General features: G+C 69.8%; 21 protein-coding genes and 1 riboswitch. Of the genes, 13 read left to right on the top strand and 8 right to left on the bottom strand.

The window, feature by feature from the left end:
* Positions 1-68 precede the first annotated feature (68 nt).
* Positions 69-1,475: a tRNA uridine-5-carboxymethylaminomethyl(34) synthesis GTPase MnmE gene (gene mnmE / locus QTI20_RS27280; RefSeq protein ID WP_286555196.1), complete on the top strand. Its 1,407-nt coding sequence runs from the start codon at positions 69-71 to the stop codon at positions 1,473-1,475.
* Positions 1,476-1,550: 75 nt separating this feature from the next.
* Positions 1,551-2,018 carry a Crp/Fnr family transcriptional regulator gene (locus QTI20_RS27275; protein ID WP_286555198.1) on the top strand — a complete coding sequence of 156 codons (468 nt, stop codon included), beginning with the start codon at positions 1,551-1,553 and terminating at the stop codon, positions 2,016-2,018.
* A 12-nt stretch (positions 2,019-2,030) separates the two neighbouring features.
* On the opposite strand, the gene QTI20_RS27270 is transcribed toward QTI20_RS27275, so the two are convergent.
* A complete protein-coding gene (locus tag QTI20_RS27270; protein ID WP_286555200.1) occupies positions 2,031-4,016 on the bottom strand; it encodes a monovalent cation:proton antiporter family protein in 1,986 nt (661 codons plus the stop codon).
* Between the two features lie 106 nt (positions 4,017-4,122).
* On the opposite strand from QTI20_RS27270, the gene QTI20_RS27265 reads away from it, so the two are divergent.
* From QTI20_RS27265 to QTI20_RS27250, 4 genes are read left to right on the top strand one after another with little or no spacing between them, the layout of a single operon-like run.
* The gene (locus tag QTI20_RS27265; RefSeq protein WP_183028539.1) at positions 4,123-5,124 is read left to right on the top strand and encodes a KpsF/GutQ family sugar-phosphate isomerase; all 1,002 of its coding nucleotides are present in this window, start codon (positions 4,123-4,125) and stop codon (positions 5,122-5,124) included.
* Entirely contained in the window at positions 5,124-5,675 is a 552-nt protein-coding gene (locus tag QTI20_RS27260) for a KdsC family phosphatase (RefSeq protein ID WP_286555202.1), read from the top strand. The genes QTI20_RS27265 and QTI20_RS27260 overlap by 1 nt, the downstream gene beginning before the upstream one ends.
* Entirely contained in the window at positions 5,672-6,313 is a 642-nt protein-coding gene (gene lptC, locus QTI20_RS27255) for an LPS export ABC transporter periplasmic protein LptC (protein WP_286555204.1), read from the top strand. Before QTI20_RS27260 ends, lptC begins: the two co-directional genes overlap by 4 nt.
* A gap of 8 nt (positions 6,314-6,321) precedes the next feature.
* Positions 6,322-7,101: an SDR family oxidoreductase gene (locus QTI20_RS27250; RefSeq protein WP_286555206.1), complete on the top strand. Its 780-nt coding sequence runs from the start codon at positions 6,322-6,324 to the stop codon at positions 7,099-7,101.
* Between the two features lie 88 nt (positions 7,102-7,189).
* Here QTI20_RS27250 and rbp read toward each other — a convergent pair whose 3' ends face one another.
* A complete protein-coding gene (gene rbp, locus QTI20_RS27245; protein WP_286555208.1) occupies positions 7,190-7,753 on the bottom strand; it encodes an RNA-binding regulator in 564 nt (187 codons plus the stop codon).
* Between the two features lie 248 nt (positions 7,754-8,001).
* Positions 8,002-8,182, top strand: a riboswitch (yybP-ykoY riboswitch).
* 10 nt (positions 8,183-8,192) lie between these two features.
* Between rbp and QTI20_RS27240 the strand changes: the two genes are divergently transcribed.
* The 4 genes from QTI20_RS27240 to QTI20_RS27225 all read left to right on the top strand — a co-directional run bounded on the left by QTI20_RS27240 (position 8,193) and on the right by QTI20_RS27225 (position 11,222).
* Complete coding sequence (locus tag QTI20_RS27240; RefSeq protein ID WP_183028544.1) at positions 8,193-8,756, top strand: TMEM165/GDT1 family protein; 564 nt, start codon at positions 8,193-8,195, stop codon at positions 8,754-8,756.
* A 126-nt stretch (positions 8,757-8,882) separates the two neighbouring features.
* The gene (gene metX / locus QTI20_RS27235; protein WP_286555209.1) at positions 8,883-10,049 is read left to right on the top strand and encodes a homoserine O-succinyltransferase MetX; all 1,167 of its coding nucleotides are present in this window, start codon (positions 8,883-8,885) and stop codon (positions 10,047-10,049) included.
* A complete protein-coding gene (gene metW, locus QTI20_RS27230; protein ID WP_183028546.1) occupies positions 10,046-10,630 on the top strand; it encodes a methionine biosynthesis protein MetW in 585 nt (194 codons plus the stop codon). The genes metX and metW overlap by 4 nt, the downstream gene beginning before the upstream one ends.
* Positions 10,631-10,634: 4 nt before the next feature.
* A complete protein-coding gene (locus tag QTI20_RS27225) occupies positions 10,635-11,222 on the top strand; it encodes an IMPACT family protein (protein ID WP_286555211.1) in 588 nt (195 codons plus the stop codon).
* 6 nt (positions 11,223-11,228) lie between these two features.
* Here QTI20_RS27225 and QTI20_RS27220 read toward each other — a convergent pair whose 3' ends face one another.
* Positions 11,229-12,140 (bottom strand): ion transporter, encoded by a 912-nt coding sequence (locus QTI20_RS27220; RefSeq protein ID WP_286555213.1) that lies wholly within the window; start codon positions 12,138-12,140, stop codon positions 11,229-11,231.
* 187 nt (positions 12,141-12,327) lie between these two features.
* Between QTI20_RS27220 and QTI20_RS27215 the strand changes: the two genes are divergently transcribed.
* A complete protein-coding gene (locus QTI20_RS27215) occupies positions 12,328-12,852 on the top strand; it encodes a bactofilin family protein (protein ID WP_286555215.1) in 525 nt (174 codons plus the stop codon).
* A 12-nt stretch (positions 12,853-12,864) separates the two neighbouring features.
* Here QTI20_RS27215 and QTI20_RS27210 read toward each other — a convergent pair whose 3' ends face one another.
* A complete protein-coding gene (locus QTI20_RS27210; protein ID WP_286555217.1) occupies positions 12,865-13,680 on the bottom strand; it encodes a DUF72 domain-containing protein in 816 nt (271 codons plus the stop codon).
* A gap of 107 nt (positions 13,681-13,787) precedes the next feature.
* Here QTI20_RS27210 and QTI20_RS27205 point away from each other — a divergent pair, with 107 nt between their 5' ends.
* Positions 13,788-15,293: a M20 family metallopeptidase gene (locus QTI20_RS27205; protein ID WP_286555219.1), complete on the top strand. Its 1,506-nt coding sequence runs from the start codon at positions 13,788-13,790 to the stop codon at positions 15,291-15,293.
* A 53-nt stretch (positions 15,294-15,346) separates the two neighbouring features.
* Here the strand turns inward: QTI20_RS27205 and QTI20_RS27200 are convergent, their stop codons facing one another.
* The 4 genes from QTI20_RS27200 to QTI20_RS27185 all read right to left on the bottom strand — a co-directional run bounded on the left by QTI20_RS27200 (position 15,347) and on the right by QTI20_RS27185 (position 19,089).
* A complete protein-coding gene (locus QTI20_RS27200; protein ID WP_503011449.1) occupies positions 15,347-15,781 on the bottom strand; it encodes a YidB family protein in 435 nt (144 codons plus the stop codon).
* Positions 15,782-15,894: 113 nt separating this feature from the next.
* Positions 15,895-17,274, bottom strand: coding sequence for a M20/M25/M40 family metallo-hydrolase (locus QTI20_RS27195; RefSeq protein WP_286555220.1), 1,380 nt, complete (start codon positions 17,272-17,274; stop codon positions 15,895-15,897).
* Entirely contained in the window at positions 17,271-17,993 is a 723-nt protein-coding gene (locus QTI20_RS27190) for a 16S rRNA (uracil(1498)-N(3))-methyltransferase (protein WP_286555222.1), read from the bottom strand. The genes QTI20_RS27195 and QTI20_RS27190 overlap by 4 nt, the downstream gene beginning before the upstream one ends.
* 1 nt (position 17,994) lies before the next feature.
* Positions 17,995-19,089 (bottom strand): aminoglycoside phosphotransferase family protein, encoded by a 1,095-nt coding sequence (locus QTI20_RS27185; protein WP_286555223.1) that lies wholly within the window; start codon positions 19,087-19,089, stop codon positions 17,995-17,997.
* 211 nt (positions 19,090-19,300) lie between these two features.
* On the opposite strand from QTI20_RS27185, the gene QTI20_RS27180 reads away from it, so the two are divergent.
* Positions 19,301-21,694 (top strand): LPS-assembly protein LptD, encoded by a 2,394-nt coding sequence (locus QTI20_RS27180; RefSeq protein WP_286555227.1) that lies wholly within the window; start codon positions 19,301-19,303, stop codon positions 21,692-21,694.
* The last annotated feature ends 4 nt before the right edge of the window (positions 21,695-21,698 follow it).

Genomic DNA, 21,698 nt, shown 5'->3' with positions numbered 1-21,698 from the left:
CCTCCCGTTCCCCCGAGGGCCGCGCAAGCGGCCCTTCTCGTTTCCACGTCTGATGAAAGAATAGGCCCATGCTCGCTCGCACCTCCGACCCGATCGTCGCCATCGCCACCGCGCCCGGCCGCGGGGCCGTGGGCATCGTCCGGGTGTCCGGGCGCGGCATCTCCGCGCTGGTAGAGGCGCTCTGCGCCCGGCCGCTCAAGCCGCGCGAGGCGACCTACCTGCCCTTCCGCGATGCGGCCGGCGAGGCCATCGACCACGGGCTGGCGCTGCACTTCCCGGCGCCGCATTCCTTCACCGGCGAAGACGTGCTGGAGCTGCAGGCCCATGGCGGCACGGTGGTGCTGCAGCTGCTGCTGGCGCGCTGCCTCGAGGCCGCGGCCGAAGTCGATGCGACCACCGGCCGCCCGCGGCTGCGCGGCCTGCGCGTGGCCGAGCCGGGCGAGTTCAGCCAGCGCGCCTTCCTCAACGGCAAGGTCGACCTGGCGCAGGCCGAGGCCATCGCCGACCTGATCGACGCCAGCACCGAGGCCGCGGCCCGCAGCGCCGGGCGCTCGCTGTCGGGCGCCTTCTCGCGCGAGATCCACACGCTGCGCGATGCGCTGATCCACCTGCGCATGCTGGTCGAGGCCACGCTCGACTTCCCCGAGGAGGACATCGATTTCCTGCAGAAGGCCGACGCCACCGGCCAGCTCGCCGCGCTGCAGGCGCAGCTGGTGGCGGTGCGCCAGCGGGCGCGCCAGGGCGCGCTGCTGCGCGAGGGCATCAAGGTGGTGATCGCGGGCCAGCCCAACGCGGGCAAGAGCTCGCTGCTCAATGCGCTGGCCGGCGCCGAGCTGGCCATCGTGAGCGCGATCGCCGGCACCACGCGCGACGTGGTCTCGCAGACGCTGCAGATCCACGGCGTGCCGCTGCATGTGGCCGACACCGCGGGCCTGCGCGAGAGCAGCGACGAGGTCGAGCGCATCGGCGTGGCCCGCGCCTGGGACCAGATCGAGAGCGCCGACGCGGTGCTGTTCCTGCACGACCTCACGCGCGCCGGATCGCCCGACTACGCGCGGGCCGACGCCGACATCCTGCGCACGCTGCGCGAGAAGCTGTCGGCCAGCGTGCCGGTGCTCGACGTCTGGAACAAGCAGGATGCCGCGAGCGCGCCCGCGCCGGCCGACGGCCTCGCGCTGTCGGCCAAGACCGGCGAGGGGTTGGAGGCGCTGCGCATGCGGCTGCTCGAGGTGGCCGGCTGGCAGGCCGTGCCCGAAGGCCTCTACCTCGCGCGTGCGCGCCATGTGGACGCGCTGGGTCGCGTGGCCGTGCACCTGGACATCGCCGCGGCGCAGCTGGCGGCCCGCATGCCGGCCCTCGACCTGCTGGCCGAAGAGCTGCGGCTGGCGCAGAACGCGCTCAACGAGATCACCGGCGAGTTCGGCTCGGACGACCTGCTGGGCGTCATTTTTTCCCGTTTTTGCATAGGAAAGTAGTAACTTCCGGCTCACATGTAGTAACATTTTGGACTACATTTCGCCCACCCACTTTTCGACCAAGGGACCTGCGCCATGGCCTCCGCGATCCAGAACCTTTGCGATGCGATCGCGCAGAACACCAGCTATGACGCCTTCACGCCGGCGCTGAGTGCATCGCAGTGGGAGCTTCTGGCCGGCTACATGCAACGCTTCGAACTCGCGGCCGGCCAGACTTTGATCGACCAGGGCGCCAAGGACAGCACCGTCTTCCTGATCGAGAGCGGCGTGCTCAGCGTGCACCTCGCGGGCAGCAAGGGCCAGATGCAGCTGGCGATCCTGAGCCCCGGTTCGGTGGTGGGCGAAGGCGCCTTCTTTTCGCGCCTGCCGCGCTCCGCCAACGTGGCGGCCATCGCCGATGCCTGGATCTGGCGGCTGACGCCGGGCCGCTTCACCGAACTCGCGAACCGCCAGCCCACGCTGGCGCTGGAAGTGGTGCAGGCCCTGGGCAGCGTGATCGCCAAGCGCATGGTCGACCGGCTCAAGCGGATCGCAGTGACCTGAAGCGCCGGGCGCTCAGCCCTTCTGCAGCTTGTCGATGGCCACCGCCAGCGCGTCGGGCTTGCCCGACAGCACCAGCGTGTCGGCGTCGCCCAGCACCGTGTCGTCCACCGCCGGCGCGGCCGCGCCGTTGCGCCGCCGGATGCCGACGATGCGCACGCCCACCGCGTGCAAGGCCACCTGCCCCACCGTCTGGCCGATGGCGCGCGCGCCGGTGCTCAGCGTGAAGCTGTTGAGCCGCGCATGGTCGAGCTCGTCGGCCTTGTCGTCGTCGGCGCCGTGGAAGTAGCCGCGCAGCAGGTTGTAGCGCGCATCGCGCTGGTCCTGCACCACGCGGATCACGCGCCGCATCGGCACGCCGACCAGCGCCAGCGCGTGGCTGGCCAGCATCAGCGAGCCTTCGATGGCCTCGGGCACCACCTCGGTGGCGCCGGCGGCCTGCAGCTTCTCCAGGTCGAGGTCGTCCTGCGTGCGCACCACCACCGGCACCTGCGGCGCATGGGTGCGGGTATTGGCCAGCACCTTGAGCGCGCCGGGCACGTCGAGGTAGGTCACGACCACCGCGCTGGCGCGCGCCAGGCCGGCGGCCATCAGCGCCTGCAGCCGCGCGGCGTCGCCGAACACCACCGAGTCGCCGGCGGCCGCGGCCTGGCGCACGCGGTCCGGGTCGAGGTCGAGCGCCATGTAGGGGATGCCCTCGCGCTCGAGGATGCGCGCCAGGTTCTGGCCGCAGCGGCCGTAGCCGCAGATGATCACGTGCTGCGCGGTGTTGATGGTCTTGCGCGCGATGCTGGTCATCTGCAGCGACTGCTGCATCCAGTCGCTGGCCACCAGCTTGCGCACGATGGTGTTGCTGTAGAGGATGATGAAGGGCGTGGCCAGCATCGACAGCACCATCGAAGCCAGCACCGGGTTGGCCAGCCAGGGTGGCAGCAGGCTGCGGTCCTGGGCCAGCGTGAGCAGCACGAAGCCGAACTCGCCGGCCTGCGCCAGGTAGAGGCCGGTGCGCAGCGACACGCCGGTGGTCGCGCCCAGCCCGCGCGCCAGCAGCGTGACCAGCCCCAGCTTGAAGGCCAGCGGCAGCACCAGCAGCACCGCCACCAGCAGCCATCGCTCGATCACGATGTGCCAGTCGAGCGACATGCCGATGGTGATGAAGAACAGGCCCAGCAGCACGTCGTGGAAGGGCCGGATGTCGGTCTCCACCTGGTGCTTGTATTCGGTCTCCGACACCAGCATGCCGGCGATGAAGGCGCCCAGCGCCAGACTCAGGCCCGCGAGCTCGGTCAGCCACGCGAGGCCCAACGTGATCAGCAGCAGGTTGAGCATGAACAGCTCCTCGCTGCGCCGGCGCGCCACCAGCGTGAGCCACCAGCGCATCACGCGCGGCCCGCCGTAGAGCAGGATGCCGACCAGGAACACCGCCTTGGCCATGGCGATCGACAGCGCCTTGAACAGCGCCTCGGGCGGCGCGCCCAGCGCCGGGATCAGCACCAGCAGCGGCACCACCGCCAGATCCTGGAACAGCAGCACGCCCATCACGCGCTTGCCGTGCTCGCTCTCGAGCTCGAGCCGCTCGGCCATCAGCTTCACCACGATGGCGGTGCTGCTCATGGTGAGCGCGCCCGACAGCGCCAGCGCGGTCTGCCAGCCCAGCTGCCAGGCCGGCGGCAGCAGGCGCGCGAGCAGCAGCGCGGCGACGGTGGCCAGGCTCATGGTGAGCACCACCTGCATCAGCCCGAGCCCGAACACATGCTTGCGCATCGCGCGCAGCTTGGGCAGGCTGAATTCGAGCCCGATCACGAACATCAGGAACACCACGCCGAACTCGCCCAGGTGCCGGATGCCCTCGTTGTTCTGCGCCAGCGCGAAGGCGTGAGGGCCGATCAGCACGCCCGCCGTCAGGTAGCCCAGCATCGGCGGCAGCTTGAGCGAACGGCAGACCACCACCCCGATCACCGCGGCCAGCAGGTACAACAGCGTGAGATCGAGGGAGGACATCACCCGATGCTAGCAAGGGCCATGCACACGGCGCATCCAGGGCTTCGCAAGGCCATGCGGCGGCGCGGCGCGGTCCGCGGGGCGTCCGACCGATAAAATCCGGGCGATGAGCACCCGCCCCCCCCAGGCCTTCGCGGCCGACCCCGAGACGCTGTTGGCGCGGGCACGTACCACCTTCGAGATCGAAGCCGCCGCCGTGCTGGGCCTGAAGTCGCGCATCGGCCCCAGCTTCGTCGAGGCCGTGCACAAGATCCTGGCCGTGCGCGGCCGGGTCGTGGTGATGGGCATGGGCAAGAGCGGCCACGTGGGCCGCAAGATCGCCGCCACGCTGGCCTCGACCGGCACACCCGCGATGTTCGTGCACCCGGCCGAGGCCAGCCACGGCGACCTGGGCATGATCAAGGCGGTGGACTTGGTGCTCGCGATCTCCAACAGCGGCGAGAGCGACGAGCTCGCCGCCATCCTGCCGGTGGTCAAGCGCCAGGGCGTGCCGCTGATCGCCATCACCGGCGGCGCCGGGTCGATGCTGGCGCGCCACGCCGACCTGGTGCTCGACAGCAGCGTCGAGAAGGAGGCCTGCCCGCTCAACCTCGCACCCACCGCCAGCACCACCGCGCAGATGGCCATGGGCGACGCGCTCGCGGTCGCGCTGCTCGATGCGCGCGGCTTCGGCGCCGAGGACTTCGCGCGCTCGCACCCGGGTGGTGCACTGGGCCGCAAGCTGCTCACGCTGGTCAGCGACCTGATGCGTTCGGGCGAGCAGGTGCCGCGCATCGCGCCGAGCGCCGGCTTCAGCGAGCTGATGCGCGAGATGAGTTCCAAGGGCCTGGGCGCCGCCGCGGTGGTCGACGCCGACGGCCGCGTGCAGGGCATCTTCACCGACGGCGACCTGCGCCGGCTGATCGAGACCGGCGCCGACCTGCGCTCGCTCAGCGCGGCCGACGTGATGCACCGCGCACCGCGCACCATCCGCGCCGAGGCGCTGGGCGTCGAGGCCGCCGAACTCATGGAGCAGCACCGCATCACCAGCGTGCTGGTGGTGGACGCGCAGAACGTGCTGGTCGGTGCGCTGAGCATCAACGACCTGATGCGCGCCAAGGTCATCTGATGACGACGGCCCGCTTCACGCCCGAGACCCTGCTGGCCGCACAGGACGTGCGCATCGCCTTCTTCGACATCGACGGCGTGCTGACCGACGGCGGCGTCTTCTTCAGCGAGGACGGCGAGACGCTCAAGCGCTTCAGCATCCTCGACGGCTACGGCCTCAAGCTGCTGCGCAAGGCCGGCATCGAGCCTGCGGTGATCACCGGGCGCGACTCCAAGCCGCTGCGCGTGCGGCTCGAGGCGCTGGGCATCGTGCATGTGCGCTACGGTACCGAGGACAAGCTGCCCGCGGCCGAAGCCATGCTGGCGCAGCTCGGCTTCTCCTGGGCGCAGGCCGCCGCCATCGGCGACGATTGGCCCGACCTGCCGGTGCTCGGCCGCGTCGGCTTCGCGGCCGCGCCGCCCAATGCGCACGTCGAGGTGCGCGCCCGGGTCCACCATGTGACCACGGCGCGCGGCGGCGAAGGCGCGGCACGCGAATTCTGCGACCTGCTGCTGACCGCCGGCGGCCACTACCGCCGCCTGCTCGACGCCGTCCTGGGACCGGCCGCATGAAGGCCCCGCGGCTGCTGCTGCGCGACGCCATCGACCGCGTCACGATCTACCTTCCCGTCATCCTCACCGCCCTGCTCGCGCTCGGCACCTACTGGCTGGTGCGCAACGCGCCCAAGCTGATGGAGCCCACCGTCAAGGAGGCGCCCACGCACGATCCGGACTACTTCATGCGCGGCTTCGTGGTGAAGAACTTCCTGCCCAGCGGCGACCTGCGCAGCGAGCTGTTCGGCAAGGAGGGGCGGCACTATCCGGACAACGACACGATGGAGGTCGACCAGGTGCGCATGCGCGCGATCTCGCCCGAAGGACTGGTCACCCAGGCCACCGCCAACCGCGGCCTGTCCAACGGCGACGGCTCGGAGATCCAGCTGTTCGGCAACGCGGTCGTGGTGCGCGAGGCCGCCACCGGCAGCAGCGGGCGCGCCGTGCCGCGCCTCGAGTTCCGCGGCGAATTCCTGCATGCCTACCTCGACACCGAGCGCGTCACCTCCAACCAGCCCGTCACCCTGATCCGCGGCACCGACCGCTTCACGGCCGACACGCTGGATTACGACAACCTGAGCGGTGTCGCCAACCTGCAGGGGCGGGTGCGCGGCCAGCTCATGCCCTCGCCCGCCGCGATGCGGCCGGCGCGCTGAGAGGCGGCATGGCCGGCGCGCCGCTCGTCTTCATCACCGGCGCCTCGAGCGGCATCGGCCAGGCGCTGGCCGCCCGCTTCCACGACGCCGGCTACCGGCTGGCGCTGGTGGCGCGCCGCACCGCCGAGATCGAGGCCTGGGTCGCGGCACGCGGCATCGCCGCCGATCGCTGCGAGATCTACGGGGCCGACGTGGCCCAGGTCGACGCGATCGCCGCCGTCGGCGCGCGCTGCATCGAACGCCAGGGCCTGCCCGACGTGGTGATCGCCAATGCGGGCATCAGCGTGGGCATGGACACCGCCGACCGCGCCGACCTCGACGTGCTGGCGCAGACCTTCGCCGTCAACAACATCGGCCTGGCCGCCACCTTCCACCCTTTCGTCGCGGCGATGGCCGCGCGCGGCAGCGGCCGGCTGGTCGGCATCGGCAGCGTGGCGGCGATCCGCGGCCTGCCCGGCCATGGCGCCTACTGCGCCAGCAAGGCCGGTGTGGTCGCGTACTGCGAAAGCCTGCGTGGCGAGATGCGTGCGAGCGGGGTCAAGGTGGTGACGGTCTGCCCGGGCTACATCGACACGCCCCTGACCCAGGGCAACCGCTACGGCATGCCCTTCCTGATGCAGGCCGAGGATTTCGCCGACCGGGCCTTCCGCACCATCGAGGCGGGGCACAGCTATCGCGTCATTCCCTGGCAGATGGGCGTGGTCGCCAAGCTCATGCGGCTGCTGCCGAACGCGCTGTTCGACCGCGCGGTGCAGGGCCGGGGCCGCAAACGGCGGCGCGGCGAGTAGTCGCTCCCGTCCCTCTCCGCCGGGTGCGACCGGCCATGAAAAAAGCTCCCGAAGGAGCTTTTTTTTTGGGGGGGGTGAACGCGTGGGTTCAGTAGCCGCCGTTGCCGCCACCACCGTAGCCGCCACCGCCGCCGCCGTAACCGCCGCCGCCACCACCGCTGCGGCCGCCGCCGCCGCGCGGGCCTGCGCCGTAGGGGCTGCGGAAGCCGCCGTCGCCACCACCGCCACCACCGCCACCGCTGCGACCACCACCGCCGCCGCCGTAGCCGCCGCCACCGCCGCTGCGGCCACCGCCGCCACCACCGTAGCCGCCACCACCGCCGCCGCCGTATCCACCGCCGCCGCCGCCGTAACCGCCGCCACCACCACCGTAGCCGCCGCCACCGCTACGGGGCGGGCGCGCTTCCATCGGGCGTGCTTCGTTGACCACGACGCTGCGGCCGCCCAGGGGCTGGCCGTTCATGCCGTTGATGGCGGCTTGCGCCTCGGCATCGCTGCCCATCTCGACGAAGCCGAAGCCCTTCGAGCGGCCGGTGTCGCGTTCCATCATGACCTTGGCGCTGGTGACCGCGCCGAACTGGCCGAAGGCCTGCTCGAGATCGCCATCGCGGACGGAATATGGCAGGTTGCCGACGTACAGTTTGTTGCCCATTGAGGGACTCCTATAAACACATCAATGAAAGCGATGGAGTCCCGAAAGCACCAGCCCGGAGAGCATTCCGAGCCGCGCGAAACTGTCCGATCACCCAGTTGCCCCCCGGGGAAATTTAAAGGGAGGCTCGTGCATTATGGGTGAAATATCGAAGTTGAAAACAGGATTTGCGCCTGAACGCAAGCCCCGCGCAAATTTAGAGAAAGCAAGTGCTTGCTCACAAATGGGGTTCGGCGGACGTTTACAATTTCCGGGTCATTGGGGAGTAGCCGCCTTCCATCGCGAGAAGGGTTTGCGTCAACAGACTTGTCCTGCCCCACACGGGACATGGCGCAAACGGTAGGAACTTGGCGAGACCTTTGACCATGCAGCTTCGGAATTTGGCCGAAGGCGCTGCATGGTCAATTGCGTCCTTCGGCCCAAGGAACCCACGTTCATCATGGAAGCTTTTCTCGTCGCCACCGGCATCGTTGCCCTGGCGGAAATGGGCGACAAGACCCAACTCCTGGCCCTGGTCCTCGCGGCGCGTTTCCGCAAGCCCTGGCCCATCGTGCTGGGCATCTTCACCGCCACCATCGTCAACCACGCGCTCGCGGGCGCGGTCGGCGCCTTCGTCACGCAATGGCTCGGCCCGACCACGCTGCGCTGGCTGCTGGGCGCCTCCTTCATCGCGATGGCGGCCTGGATGCTGATCCCCGACAAGCTCGACGAGGAGGATACCGGCGTGCGTTCGCACTTCGGCGTGTTCGGCACCACGGTCGTGGCCTTCTTCCTGGCCGAGATGGGCGACAAGACCCAGATCGCCACCGTGATGCTCGCGGCGCGCTTCGTCCACGACTACGTCGGCGTGGTGGCCGGCACCACGCTGGGCATGATGCTGGCCAACGCGCCCGTGGTCTTCCTGGGCGAACGCATCATGCGGCGCGTGCCCATCAAGCTGGTCCACGGCCTCTCGGCCGCGATCTTCCTGGTGCTGGGCATCGTCATGATCGTGGGTTGGTGAAACCTGTCCCGGGGCTATACTTCCAGAGCGCCGATTTGCTACAGCTTGCGGGCGCTTAACAAATTCAGCTAAAGACCGTGGCCGAACCCGGCTCGTTTTTTGGCGAGGCCGGGTTTTTCTTTGTCCATGTCTTCCACCCTCGAAGCCGTTTCCCAGTCGATGTCCTTCCCGGGGCCGCTGCCCCTGCGCAGCGGTGCGTCGCTCGCCGACTACATGCTGGCCTACGAGACCTACGGCACGCTCAACGCCGAGCGCAGCAACGCAGTGCTGGTGTGCCATGCGCTCAACGCTTCGCACCACCTGGCGGGCGTCTACGCCGGCCAGCCCAAGTCGGAGGGCTGGTGGGACAACATGATCGGCCCGGGCAAGCCGCTCGACACCGACCGCTTCTTCGTCATCGGCGTCAACAACCTGGGCTCCTGCTTCGGCTCGACCGGCCCGATGCACACCGACCCCGCCACCGGCCGCGTCTACGGCGCCGACTTCCCGGTGGTCACGGTCGAGGACTGGGTCGACGCCCAGGCCGGGCTGCTCGACGCGCTGGGCATCCGGACGCTGGCCGCCGTGATGGGCGGCAGCCTGGGCGGCATGCAGGCGCTGTCGTGGACGCTGCAGTACCCCGACCGGGTGCGCAACGCGGTGGTGGTGGCGAGCGCGCCCAACCTCACGGCCGAGAACATCGCCTTCAACGAGGTGGCGCGGCGCGCGATCGTGACCGACCCCGACTTCCACGGCGGCCACTTCTACGAACACGGCGTGATCCCCAAGCGCGGCCTGCGCATCGCCCGCATGATCGGCCACATCACCTACCTCAGCGACGACGTGATGAACGCCAAGTTCGGCCGCGAACTCCGCAGCGCGGTCGAGGGCGAACTCGCCGGCACCGCCTACCGCTACTCGACGCAGGAGGTCGAGTTCCAGATCGAGAGCTACCTGCGCTACCAGGGCGACAAGTTCAGCGAGTACTTCGACGCCAACACCTACCTGCTGATCACGCGCGCGCTCGACTACTTCGACCCGGCGCGCGAATACGGCGGCGACCTGACGCGGGCCTTCGCGCGGGCCAGCGCCAAGTTCCTGCTGGTCAGCTTCACCACCGACTGGCGCTTCTCGCCCCAGCGCAGCCGCGAGCTGGTCAAGGCGCTGCTCGACAACCGCCGCAGCGTGAGCTACGCCGAGATCGACGCGCCGCACGGGCACGATGCCTTCCTGCTCGACGACGTGCGCTACATGGGCGTGGTGCGCTCCTATTTCGAGCGTGTAGCCGCCGAACTCGCCGGAGCCGCAGCATGAGCGATCTCGACACCCAACGCCTGATCGCCCGCCTGGTGCCCGAAGGCGCGCGCGTGCTCGACCTCGGCTGCGGCGACGGCGCCCTGCTCGACCTGCTGCAGCGCGAGCGCGGCTGCACCGGCTACGGCGTGGAGATCGCCGACGGCAACGTGCTGCAGTGCATCCGCCGCGGCGTCGACGTGATCCAGCTCAACCTCGACGAAGGCCTGGCGATGTTCGACGACGCCACCTTCGACGTGGTGCTGCAGATCGACACGCTGCAGCACCTGCGCAATGCCGAGGTGATGTTGCGCGAGACCGCCCGCGTGGGCCGCATCGGCATCGTGGCCTTCCCCAACTTCGCGCACTGGCCCAACCGCCTGAGCATCGCGCGCGGCCGCATGCCGGTGACGCGCCGGCTGCCCTACCAGTGGTACGACACGCCCAACATCCGGGTCGGCACCTTCAAGGACTTCGAGGTGCTGGCGCAGAAGAACCGGCTGCGCGTGCTCGATGCCTTCGGCCTGCAGCAGGACCGCGAGGTGCGCTGGCTGCCCAACGCGCGCGCCAGCACCGCCGTCTTCAAGTTCGAGCGCGCCTGAGGCCGTGGCGCAGACGCTGGCCGGCGCGGTGCACAGCGAGCTCTCGATCAAGAAGAGCCGCTTCATCGGCTGCGTGCAGCCGGTGGCCGACCGCGAGGCCGCGCTGCAGGTCGTGGCCGCGCTGCGCGCGCAGCATCCCGGCGCGGCCCATGTCTGCTGGGCGCTGATGGCCGGCGGCCAGTCGGCCGCCAACGACGACGGCGAACCCGGCGGCACCGCCGGCCGCCCCATGCTCGAGGTGCTGCGCCACCAGGAACTCGAAGGCGTGCTCGCCACCGTGGTGCGCTACTTCGGCGGCGTGAAGCTGGGCGCGGGCGGGCTGGTGCGGGCCTACACCGATGCCGTGGCGCAGGCCCTGCTGGGCGCGGCCAAGCTGCCGTTGCAACGCCTGCGCGCCTGCTGCTGTGCCGTGCCCTATGCGCTGGAAGGCGCGCTGCGGCGCGAACTGGCCGCGGCCGGCGCCACGCTGGGGGCGGTCGCGCACGGCACGCTGGTCGCGCTGCAGTTCAGCGTGGTCGAGTCCGAGGCCGACGCGCTGGTGCGGCGCATCGACGATCTCACCCAAGGTCGTGCCGACTGGCGCGGGCCCTGAGGCGCCTCAACCCAAGGCGCTGCCGCAGCGGCGGCAGAAACGCGCATCGGCCGCATGGCCCTCGGCGCCGCAGCCGGCGCAGGGCGGCATGCCGCCGAGCAGGCCGCGGCCCGTGAAACCCTCGGGCGTCGCGTCGCGCCCGTGCCGCACCATCTCCGCCGACACGATGCCCGTGGGCACCGCCAGCACGCCCCAGCCCAGCAGCATCATCAGCGAGGCGATCGCGCGGCCGATGTCGGTCTTGGGCACCAGGTCGCCGAAGCCGACCGTGGTCATGGTCGAGATGGCCCAGTAGATCGCCACCGGGATGCTGGTGAAGCCGTGCTGCGGCCCTTCGACCACGTACATCAGCGTGCCCAGCACCAGCACCACCATGAAGACGAAGCCGACGAAGACCATGATCTTGCGCCGGCTGGCCGCCAGCGCCGTCACCAGCGCGCGGTACTCGGCCGCATAGCGCGACATCTTGAAGATGCGGAACACGCGCAGCAGCCGCAGGATGCGCACGTCGATCAGCACCGACAGCCCCGGCACCAGGATCGCGAGGTAGGTGGGCAGCAGCGCCAGCAGGTCGATCACGCCGTAGAAGCTGCGCGCATAGCGCAGCGGCCGTCCCAGGCAGGCGAGCCGCGCGATGTACTCGAGCGTGAAGACGATGGTGAAGATCCATTCGAAGACGCCGAACACCTCGCCCCAGCGCGCGCGGATCGGCTGCACGCTGTCGAGCATCACCACCAGCACGCTGAACAGGATCACCGCGATCAGCAGCAGGTCGAAGGCGCGGCCGGCACGGGTCTCCGATTCGAAGATCACCGAGTAGAGGCGCAGGCGCCAGCCGTGCGTGGGTTTGCCGAAGCGCAGCTCGTCGCCGGGGGGAAGGTGCGTTGTGCTGCCGCTGGGCAAGGGCTTTGGGGGCATGGCTTGGTGTTCGGTGGAATCGCAGGCATTGTGGCGGCTGTGCCTGTGGCCGGATGCAGGCGCGCCACTCAATTCAAAAGTTCACAAGTGAATGGCTGGGAATGGATTGGTTACCAATCTTTCTCAAAGAAGTGCCACCAGCGTCCACATGCTTCTTACGATAGACCGTTTCCCAGAGGAGTAAGTCTTGGCTTCACAGTCCCCCTTCTTCGGCAAGCGTGACCGCGACACCGACAACTTCAATTCTCGTCCCGCACCGCTCGTCGGCGCCGGCACCAACCTCGCAGGCACACCCGTCAATCCCTCCTCCCTCACCACCGGCGCCGCCAGCGCCGCCGCAGCCGCACCCGCGGTCAAGGAAGGCGGCAGCAAGCTCACCGTCGGCCCGAACATCAAGCTCAAGGGCGTGGAGATCACCGACTGCGACACGCTCGTGGTCGAAGGCATGGTCGAGGCCACCATGGACTCGCGCGTGATCCAGATCTCCGAACAGGGCGAGTTCAAGGGCTCGGCCGAGATCGACATCGCGGAGATCCGCGGCGTGTTCGACGGCAACCTCACGGTGCGCGAGAAGCTCGTGATCCACTCGACCGGCAAGGTCACGGGCAAGATCCGCTACGGCAAGATCGTGATCGAGGAAGGCGGCCAGCTGTCGGGCGAGATCAGCTTCGGCACCAGCGAAAGCAAGAAGCCCGGCCTGCAGGCGGCTTGATGCGATGCGGGCTCAGCCCCGCAGTTTCGTCAGCAAGGCACCCGCCGCGGCGGGTGCTTTTTCTTTGGCGCCGTTGATGAAGAAGACGAACACCTCGCGCGTCTTGGCCGCCACGTCGTCGACGCCTTCCACGCGCGGCAGCCCGGCGGGCGTGCCGCCCTCGGCCCAGTGCCGCGCATGGCCGGCCCAGGCCGCCAGCGCCTTGGGCGCATAGCCGTTCTTGAGCTTGGCCTCGCTGTTCATGAGCCGGGCATAGGCGAAGTCGGCCGTGAGGTTGGCGAAGGACGGAAACTTCGGCGAGTCGGTGAACACCGTCGCCACGCCGTGCCGGCGCGCCAGCGCCAGGTACTCGGGCGTCATGAAGCTCTCGTGCCGCACGTCCATCACGTGGCGCAGCGCGCGGCTGCCCTCCTTCTTCGGCAGCAGCGCGAGGAAGGCCGCGAAGTCCTCGGCGTCGAAGACCTTGGTCGGCATGAACTGCCAGACGATGGGGCCCAGCTTGTCCTTCAGTTCACCGATGCCGCTCTCGACGAAGCGCGTGATCGATTCGCCCGCGCCGGCCAGCAGCTTGCGGTTGGTGGCGAAGCGCGAGGCCTTGAGCGAGAACACGAAGTCCTCGGGCGTCTCGTCGTGCCACTTGCGGAAGCTCTCGGGCTTCATCGTGCTGTAGTAGGTGCCGTTGACCTCGATCGCCGTGACCTGCCGGCTGGCGTAGTGCAGCTCCTGCTTCTGCGGCAGGTCGGCCGGGTAGAAGTTGTCGCGCCAGGGTTCGAAGGTCCACCCACCGATGCCCACGCGGATGCCGGGCGTCACCGTGCTGCTGCTCATCGCGTTCCTTCCGACTTGTCGGGTATGGGACTGCGCACTCTACGCGGCGGGGCCGCAGGTGCAAAATGCTTTTTTCCCCCGACGATCCCTTTGCGCGGAGACCCCCGATGAACGCCCCCCTGCACCGTGAAATGCCCGCCGGCCTGCTCGACGCCGACCGTGCCCTGTCCGAGGTCTCCGCCAAGTGGGACACCGACATCCTGCGCCAGCTCAGCGACTACATCGCGATCCCGTCCAAGTCGCCGGGCTTCGACAAGGACTGGTCGGCCAACGGCCACCTGGAGACCGTGCTGCGCAATGCCGCGACCTGGGTCGAGGCGCAGAAGATCGAGGGCCTGAAGCTCGAGATCGTGCGCCTCGAAGGCCGCACGCCGGTGCTGTTCTTCGAAGTGCCGGCCAGCGGCACCGACATGAAGGAAACCGTGCTGATGTACGGCCACCTCGACAAGCAGCCCGAATTCACCGGCTGGCGCAACGACCTCGGCCCCTGGACGCCCAAATACGAGAACGGCCTGCTCTACGGCCGCGGCGGCGCCGACGACGGCTACGCGGTCTATGCCAGCGTCGCGGCGCTGCAGGCGCTCAAGAGCCAGGGTGCCGCGCACCCGCGCATCGTCGGCCTGATCGAGACCTGCGAGGAAAGCGGCTCCTACGATCTGCTGCCCTACGTCAATGCGCTGCGGCCCCGGCTCGGCGAGGTCGAACTGGTGATCTGCCTGGATTCCGGCGCCGGCAACTACGACCAGCTCTGGCTCACGACCTCGCTGCGTGGCCTGGCGGGCGGCACGCTCAAGGTCGAGGTGCTGACCGAAGGCATCCACTCGGGCGACGCCTCGGGCCTGGTGCCCTCGAGCTTCCGCATCATGCGGCAGGTGCTCGACCGGCTCGAGGACAGCGCCACCGGCCGCCTGCTGCCGGCCAGCTTCCATTGCGAAGTGCCGCCCGACCGCCTGGCGCAGGCCCAGGCCACGGCCGCCATCCTCGGCGACGAACTGTTCAAGCGCTTCCCCTGGGCCCATGCCGACTGCGGCGGCTCGAGCACCTTCACGCTACCCACCACCAGCGACCCGGTCGAGGCGCTGCTCAACCGCACCTGGCGGCCCGCGCTGTCGGTGGTCGGCGCCGAGGGCTTCCCCGCGCCCAAGGACGCGGGCAACGTGCTGCGGCCCTACACCGCCTTCAAGCTCTCGCTGCGGCTGCCGCCGCTGGTGGATGCCGAAAAGGCGGTGCAGGAGCTCAAGGCCCTGCTGGAAGACAACGCGCCCTACCAGGCCAAGGTCACCTTCGACGGCGGCGGCGGCGCCACCGGCTGGAACGCGCCCGAGATCACGCCCTGGTTCGAGCAGGCGCTGCACACCGCCTCGCGCGCGCACTTCGGCGCGCCCTGCGGCTACATCGGCCAGGGCGGCACGATCCCGCTGATGAACATGCTGAGCGCGGGCTTCCCGACCGCGCAGATGATGGTCTGCGGCGTGCTCGGCCCCAAGAGCAACGCCCACGGCCCCAACGAGTTCCTGCACGTGCCCTACGCGAAGAAGCTCACGGCCGCGGTGGCCGAGGTGATCGCGGCGCTGCCGGTGGCGCACAAAGCTGCGCAGGCCGAGCCCGCCTGAGGCCAAAAAAAAGCGCCCCGAAAGGGGCGCCCTGCCGAAGCCGCGGATGCGTCTCAGCGCTTCTGCAGCAGACCACTCAGCGAAGACAGCAGGTCTTCGTTGGTGTTGAGTCCCTCGTCGGGAATCTTGCCGTGCGGCGTCAGCTGGTCGATCAGCGAAGGCAGCATCGTGGCCAGCATCGGCAGCAGCATGGCGGCGTTGATGCCCAGCTTGCCGGCGATGGCCGAGACCACGTCGCTGCCCAGCACCTGGTTCAGCTGCCCGCCCGACACCGGCGCGTTGTCGCCCTTGCCGATCCAGGAGCCGATCACGTCGCCCAGCCCGGCCTGCTCGAACTTCGAGACCAGGCCTCCCAGCCCGCCCTGCTGTCCGTTGTTCGCCAGCAGCCCGCCGAGTGCGTCGGCCAGCCCGCCCGCATCGCCGAGTCCGCCGGACTTCTGCGCCGCGCCGCCGAGCACCTGACCGAGTACCGAGTCGAGCAATCCCATGGTTTTTCCTTGAAGTTTCTGTTGTGTGACAGTACCGCAGCGATTGTGCTCGGCCGCTGCGCAGAATGAAACAGATCGTAGTCAGGCGATCGGGCTTCCCGTGCGAAATTCCTTCACGGCGGCAGGCGTTTGGCCAGCAAGGGGGCGCTCACGCCCTGCACGCCGACCAGGCCCAGCACCGTGAGCAGCGAGTTCTGCGCGCCGCGCCAGGCCTCGTGCAGGTCGATCCATTCGTCCAGCGCGTGGAAGCCGCCGGTCAGCCCGCCCCCGCCCACCACGATCGCCGGGATGCCCAGCGACATCGGCACGTTGGCGTCGGTGCTGCCGCCGCGGAACACGGTGCGGCGGCCGAAGGCGGTGTTGGCGCGCACCGCGGCCTCGACGATCGGCGCGTCCGACGGCGTGCGGCCGCCCGGTCGGTCGCCGATCAGGCGGCTCGAGACGCGCAGCGTGTCCACGCCCCAGCGGTGGTTCTCCTCGCGCACCGCGGCATCGATGGCGGCGAAGATCTTCTTCTCGGTGGCCAGCAGCGGCCCGTTCGCGTCGGAGCGGATGTCGATCGCCATGCGGGCCTGCGGCGCGATGGTGTTGACCGAGGTGCCGCCGCTGACCGTGCCCACGGTGAAGGTGGTGCGCGGAAAGCGCGGCGTCTTGAGGTCGGCGATCTTGGCGATCGCGCGGCCCATGCCGTGGATCGCGCTGGGCACGCGGCCGAAGGCGCCGAAGCTGTGGCCGCCCGGGCCCTCGAAAGTCACTTCGTAGCGCCGGCTCGCGGTGCCGAAGATCAGCACGCTGTCGTCGGGCGCGGGCTCGAGCGCCACCATGCCGTCGATCTCCGGGTGCTCGGCGAAGAGGTGCTTCATGCCGCGCAGGTTGCCGAGCTCTTCCTCGCCGACATTGGCCGCGAACAGCAGGTCGCCCTCGGTCTGGATCTTCTGCTCGTTGAGCACGCGCAGCCACGACAGCAGCACCGCGAGGCCGCGCGTGTTGTCCGAGATGCCGGGCGCGTAGAGCCGGCCGTCGCGTTCCTTGATCGTGACGTCGGTGCCGGCCGGGAACACCGTGTCGAGGTGGGCCGAGACCAGCAGCGTGGGCCCCCTGCCGCGGCCCTTGCGCAGGCCCAGCACGTTGCCTTCGGCGTCGATGCGGGCGTCGGCGAGGCCCAGCGCCTGGAGGCGCGCCAGGAAGGCCTCGGCCCGGGCCTGCTCCTTGAACGGCGGCGCCTCGATCTCGGTCAGCCGCCGCAGGTCGACCGTGGCGCGCGGATGGTCGTCGCGCACCGCGTCGAGCAGCCGCTGCACCGTCGGCGAGGCCATCAGCTGGACGTAGGCGCGGTCGACCTCGGGCCGCACCGGCGCCGGCGCGGCGCTGCGGGAATGCAGGTACTGCGCCTGCGCCGCGGCGGCGACGCAGAGGCCCGCGAGCCAGATCGACGCGGCCCCGGCGGCCCGGCACTTGCTGCGAAACGACCCGCTTCGCAGCGCGCCGCTCATGCGCCGCCCAGGAGCGTCAGTGCGGCCAGCGCGGCGGTCTCGGCGCGCAGCACGCGCGGGCCGAGCCGGGCGGGGAGGAAGCCGCTGTCCAGCGCGCGCGCTTCCTCGGTGCTGCTCAGGCCGCCCTCGGGCCCGCTCAGGATGCGCCAGGCCGAGGCCGCGTGTTCGTGCGCGAGCTCGGCCAGCGGCCGGGTGCCGGGCACCAGGCTGAGCACGGCGCGCCGCGCGCCGTCGTCGGCCGCCGCCGCGACCCAGTCGGCGAAGCTGCGCACCGGATGGATCACCGGCACGCGGTTGCGGCCGCACTGCTCGCAGGCCGCGATCGCGATCGCTTCCCAGTGCGCGCGCTTCTTCTCGGCGCGCTCGGCGCTCAGGCGCAGCACGCCGTGCGCGGTGACCAGCGGCTGGATGCTCGCGACGCCGAGTTCGGTCGCCTTCTCGACCAGCCAGTCCATGCGGTCGTTGGCCGGCATGCCCGGCGCGAGATGCACCGCGGTGGCGGCTTCGCGCTCGACCGGATCGTGCGCGCCGACGTTCACCGTGACTTCGCTGCGGCCCATGCGCTCGACCGTGGCCGCGTACTCGCCGCCCCGGCCGTCGAACAGCGTGAGCGCATCGCCGGGCTGCAGCCGCAGCACCTGCACATGGCGCGCCGCGCCGGGCGGCAGCGAGAGCGTGGTGCCGGCGCCCAGCGCCACGGCGCAATGGAAGCGCGCCACCTCAGACCCGGCCGTAGGCGAAGCCCACCGCCGCCTGCGTGCCTTCGATCTCGTCGATGGCGCGCAGCAGCGGCGTGAGCTGGGTGTAGCGGCTGGCGGTGGCACGGATGTAAGCGATGAAACGAGGCGTGTCGGCCAGGTAGCGGGGCTTGCCGTCGCGCAGCGTGAGCCGCGCGAAGATGCCGGCCACCTTGAGATGGCGCTGCAGGCCCATCCACTCGACCGCCTGGTAGAAGGCGCCGAAGTCCTCGTCCACCGGCAGCCCGGCCTTGCGCGCCTGCTGCCAGTAGCGCACCGTGATGTCGAGCACGAAGTCCTCGTCCCAGCTCAGGAAGGCATCGCGCATCAGGCTGGCGATGTCGTAGGTGATGGGGCCGTAGACCGCGTCCTGGAAGTCGAGCACGCCCAGCGGGTCCTGGGGGCCGCCGGAGATCATCAGGTTGCGCGGCATGAAGTCGCGGTGCACGTAGACGCTGGGCGACGCGAGGTTGTTCTCGACGATGGCCCTGAAGCTGCGCTCGAGCCGCTCCTGCAGCTTGCCCTCGATCGTCACGCCGCGGTGCCGTCGCACGTACCACTCGGGGAACAGCGCCAGTTCACGCTCGAGCAGGGCCCGGTCGTAGGGCGGCAGCACGCCGGGCTTCGAGGCCAGCTGCCAGGCGATCAGCGCGTCGATGGCCTGGGCATAGAGCGGCCGGCTGGCGTCGGGCTTGGCCGGGTCGAGCACGTCCAGCATGGTCTGGCGGCCCAGGTCGTCCAGCAGCATGAAGCCCGCGGACGGGTCCCACTCGAGCACCTCGGGCGCCTTCACGCCGGCCGCGTGCAGCAGGCCGGCGATGTGGACGAAGGGCGCGCTGTCCTCCTTGGCGGGCGGGGCGTCCATCACGATGCGCGATGGGGCGGCGGCGTCGAGGCCGTCGATGCGGAAATAGCGCCGGAAACTGGCGTCGGCCGAGGCCAGCCGGACCGTGTCCGGCTTCAGCCCGTGCGCGGGCGCAATGCGCGCGAGCCAGGCGGCGAAGGCCGCGGCGCGGTCCGGGTCGTCCCAATGGAGGGGGGAGGCGGCGTCAACGGACGGAAGCGGGGATGCGGTCATGGATAATCGATTCTACAAATCCGCGCCCGGCGGACCCCACGGCAGCTGCCCCCCTCGGGGTCCCGCTCTTCCTCTGGCCGACGCTCTTTCGACGATTGCTGACTTCCCTGCCCATGTCCGAAATGAAACGCCACCGTGCCCGGCACGCCGTGCCCTTGCCGTCCGCCGCACGGGTCCCGGGCCTCGCCCGGTCGCCGGTGGGAGGCCGCGAATGAGTCCGGCGCGCCGCCCGCCGCTGCCCCTGGCCCTGCTGACCCTGGCCCTGTGGCAGGCGCAAGGCGCCTGGGCGCAGGACAACTGGCTCGAGGCACCGCTGGTGCTGCAGCGCACGCCGCAGCTGGTCGAGACCATTCCCAACACCGAGCGCGGGCTGCGCCCGAACCTGATCGAAGGCGACCAGATCTCCGGGCGCCCCGACCTGGAGACCGTGATCGAAGGCCATGCCTCGATCCGCCGCGGCGACACCGTGATCCGCGCCGACCGGCTCGAGTACTACCAACCCGACGACCTGGCCAAGGCACGCGGCAACGTGCATGTGAACCAGGCCGGCAACACCTACGACGGGCCCGAACTCCAGCTCAAGCTCGAGACCTTCGAGGGCTTCTTCAACAACGTGCGCTACCAGTTCCTCGCGACCGGCGGCCACGGCGATGCGCAGCGCATCGACTTCGTCGATTCCAGCGTGTCGGTGGCCCGGCAGGCCACCTACACCACCTGCCGGCGCGAGGACTATCCCGGCTGGATGCCGGCCTGGATCCTGTCGGCCGCCACGCTGACCACTGACACCGAGGAGAACCTCGGCACCGCCACCGACGCGCGCATGACCTTCATGGGCATCACCACGCCGGCGCTGCCGTCGATGACCTTCCCGCTCAACAACCAGCGCCAGAGCGGCCTGCTGCCGCCGGTGTTCGGCGTGGGCAGCGTCAACGGCGCCGAGGTGCTGCTGCCCTACTACTGGAACATCGCACCCAACCGCGACGCCACGCTCTACCCCACGCTGATGGGCAAGCGCGGCATCAACATCGGCAGCGAGTTCCGCTACCTCGAGAACAGCTACAGCGGCACGGCGCGCGTCGACTACATGCCCGCCGATTCGCTGCGCGACCGCGACCGCTGGGGCATCTGGACCACGCACCGCCAGACCTTCGATCCCAAGCCCTTCGGCCTGGATTCGCTCTCGGCGACGCTGCGCCTGAACCGGGTCAGCGACAACGACTACTGGCGCGATTTCTCGCGCACCCCGACGCTGACCTCGCGGCTGCTCGACAGCGAGGCCGCGGTCAACTGGAGCAAGGGCGACTGGAGCGGCCAGGTGCGCGCGCTGTCCTACCAGACGCTGCAGTACTCGCTGTCGCCGATCACGCCGCCCTACGACCGCATGCCGCAGATCACGGCCAACAACACGCAGTACGACTGGGGCGGCTTCGACGTCACGACCTCGCTCGACTACACGCGGTTCCGCGCCGACTCGCAGTACGCCCCGCTGCTCAACGGACTGCTGCAGCCCAACGGCGAGCGGGTGTTCGGCTCGGTGCAGATCAGCCGGCCGTGGATCACGCCCTCGAGCTTCGTGATCCCGAAGCTGCAGCTGCATGCGACCTCCTACCAGTTCGACACGCCGCTGGCCAATGGCGCCAGCTCGGCGAGCCGCACGGTGCCCACCTTCAGCCTCGACAGCGGCCTGGTGTTCGAGCGCGACGCGAGCTTCTTCGGCCGGGCCTTCCGCCAGACGCTGGAGCCGCGCCTGTTCTACGTGAACACGCCCTACCGCGACCAGAGCCAGCTGCCGATCTACGACACCGCGGCCAACGACTTCAACTTCGCGACCATCTACACCGAGAACGCGTTCTCCGGCAACGACCGCATCTCCGACAGCAACCTGCTGACGGCCGGCGTGAGCACGCGGCTGATCGACCCCGACACCGGGGCCGAGGCCGCGCGCTTCGGCATCGCGCAGCGCTTCCGTTTCGCCGATCAGCGTGTCACGCTGCCGGGCGTCCTGCCGGCGACCGACCGGCTGAGCGACGTGCTGCTGGGCGCGCAGATCAACTGGACGCCGAAGTGGAGCATGGACACCACGATCCAGTACAACCCCGACGAGGGGCGCTCGGTGCGCAGCACGCTGAGCGCGCGCTACAGCCCGGGCGCATACCGCACCATCAATGCGGCCCTGCGCTACCAGGCCGACAGCACGCCGCTGGTGCAGGACGGCAGCAAGTCGATCGACGTGGGCTGGCAATGGCCGCTCAACGACCTCTGGGGCGACAAGGGCAAGGACCTGGGCAAGGGCCGTGGCGAGGGAGGCGGGCGCTGGTATGCGGTCGGCCGCCTGAACTACAGCCTCAAGGACCGGCAGCTCACCGACGGCGTCGTCGGTGTGGAATATGACGGATGCTGCTGGATCGGGCGCGTGGTGCTGGAACGTCTGACCACGGGACAGGTCACAGCCAACACGCGGATCATGTTCCAGATCGAGTTCGTGGGCTTCGCCAGCGTGGGCGTGGGCTCCAACCCGATGACCGCACTGGCCAAGAACATCCAGCGTTACCAGCCCCTGCGCGTGCCCGGCGAGACGCCGAGCCGCTTCACCAATTACGACTGAACCC

It is taken from the genome of Variovorax sp. J2P1-31, assembly GCF_030317215.1.
GTDB lineage: Bacteria > Pseudomonadota > Gammaproteobacteria > Burkholderiales > Burkholderiaceae_C > Variovorax.
Note: the sequence above shows the minus strand (reverse complement) of the source record. Positions and strands in the feature narration are given on the sequence as shown.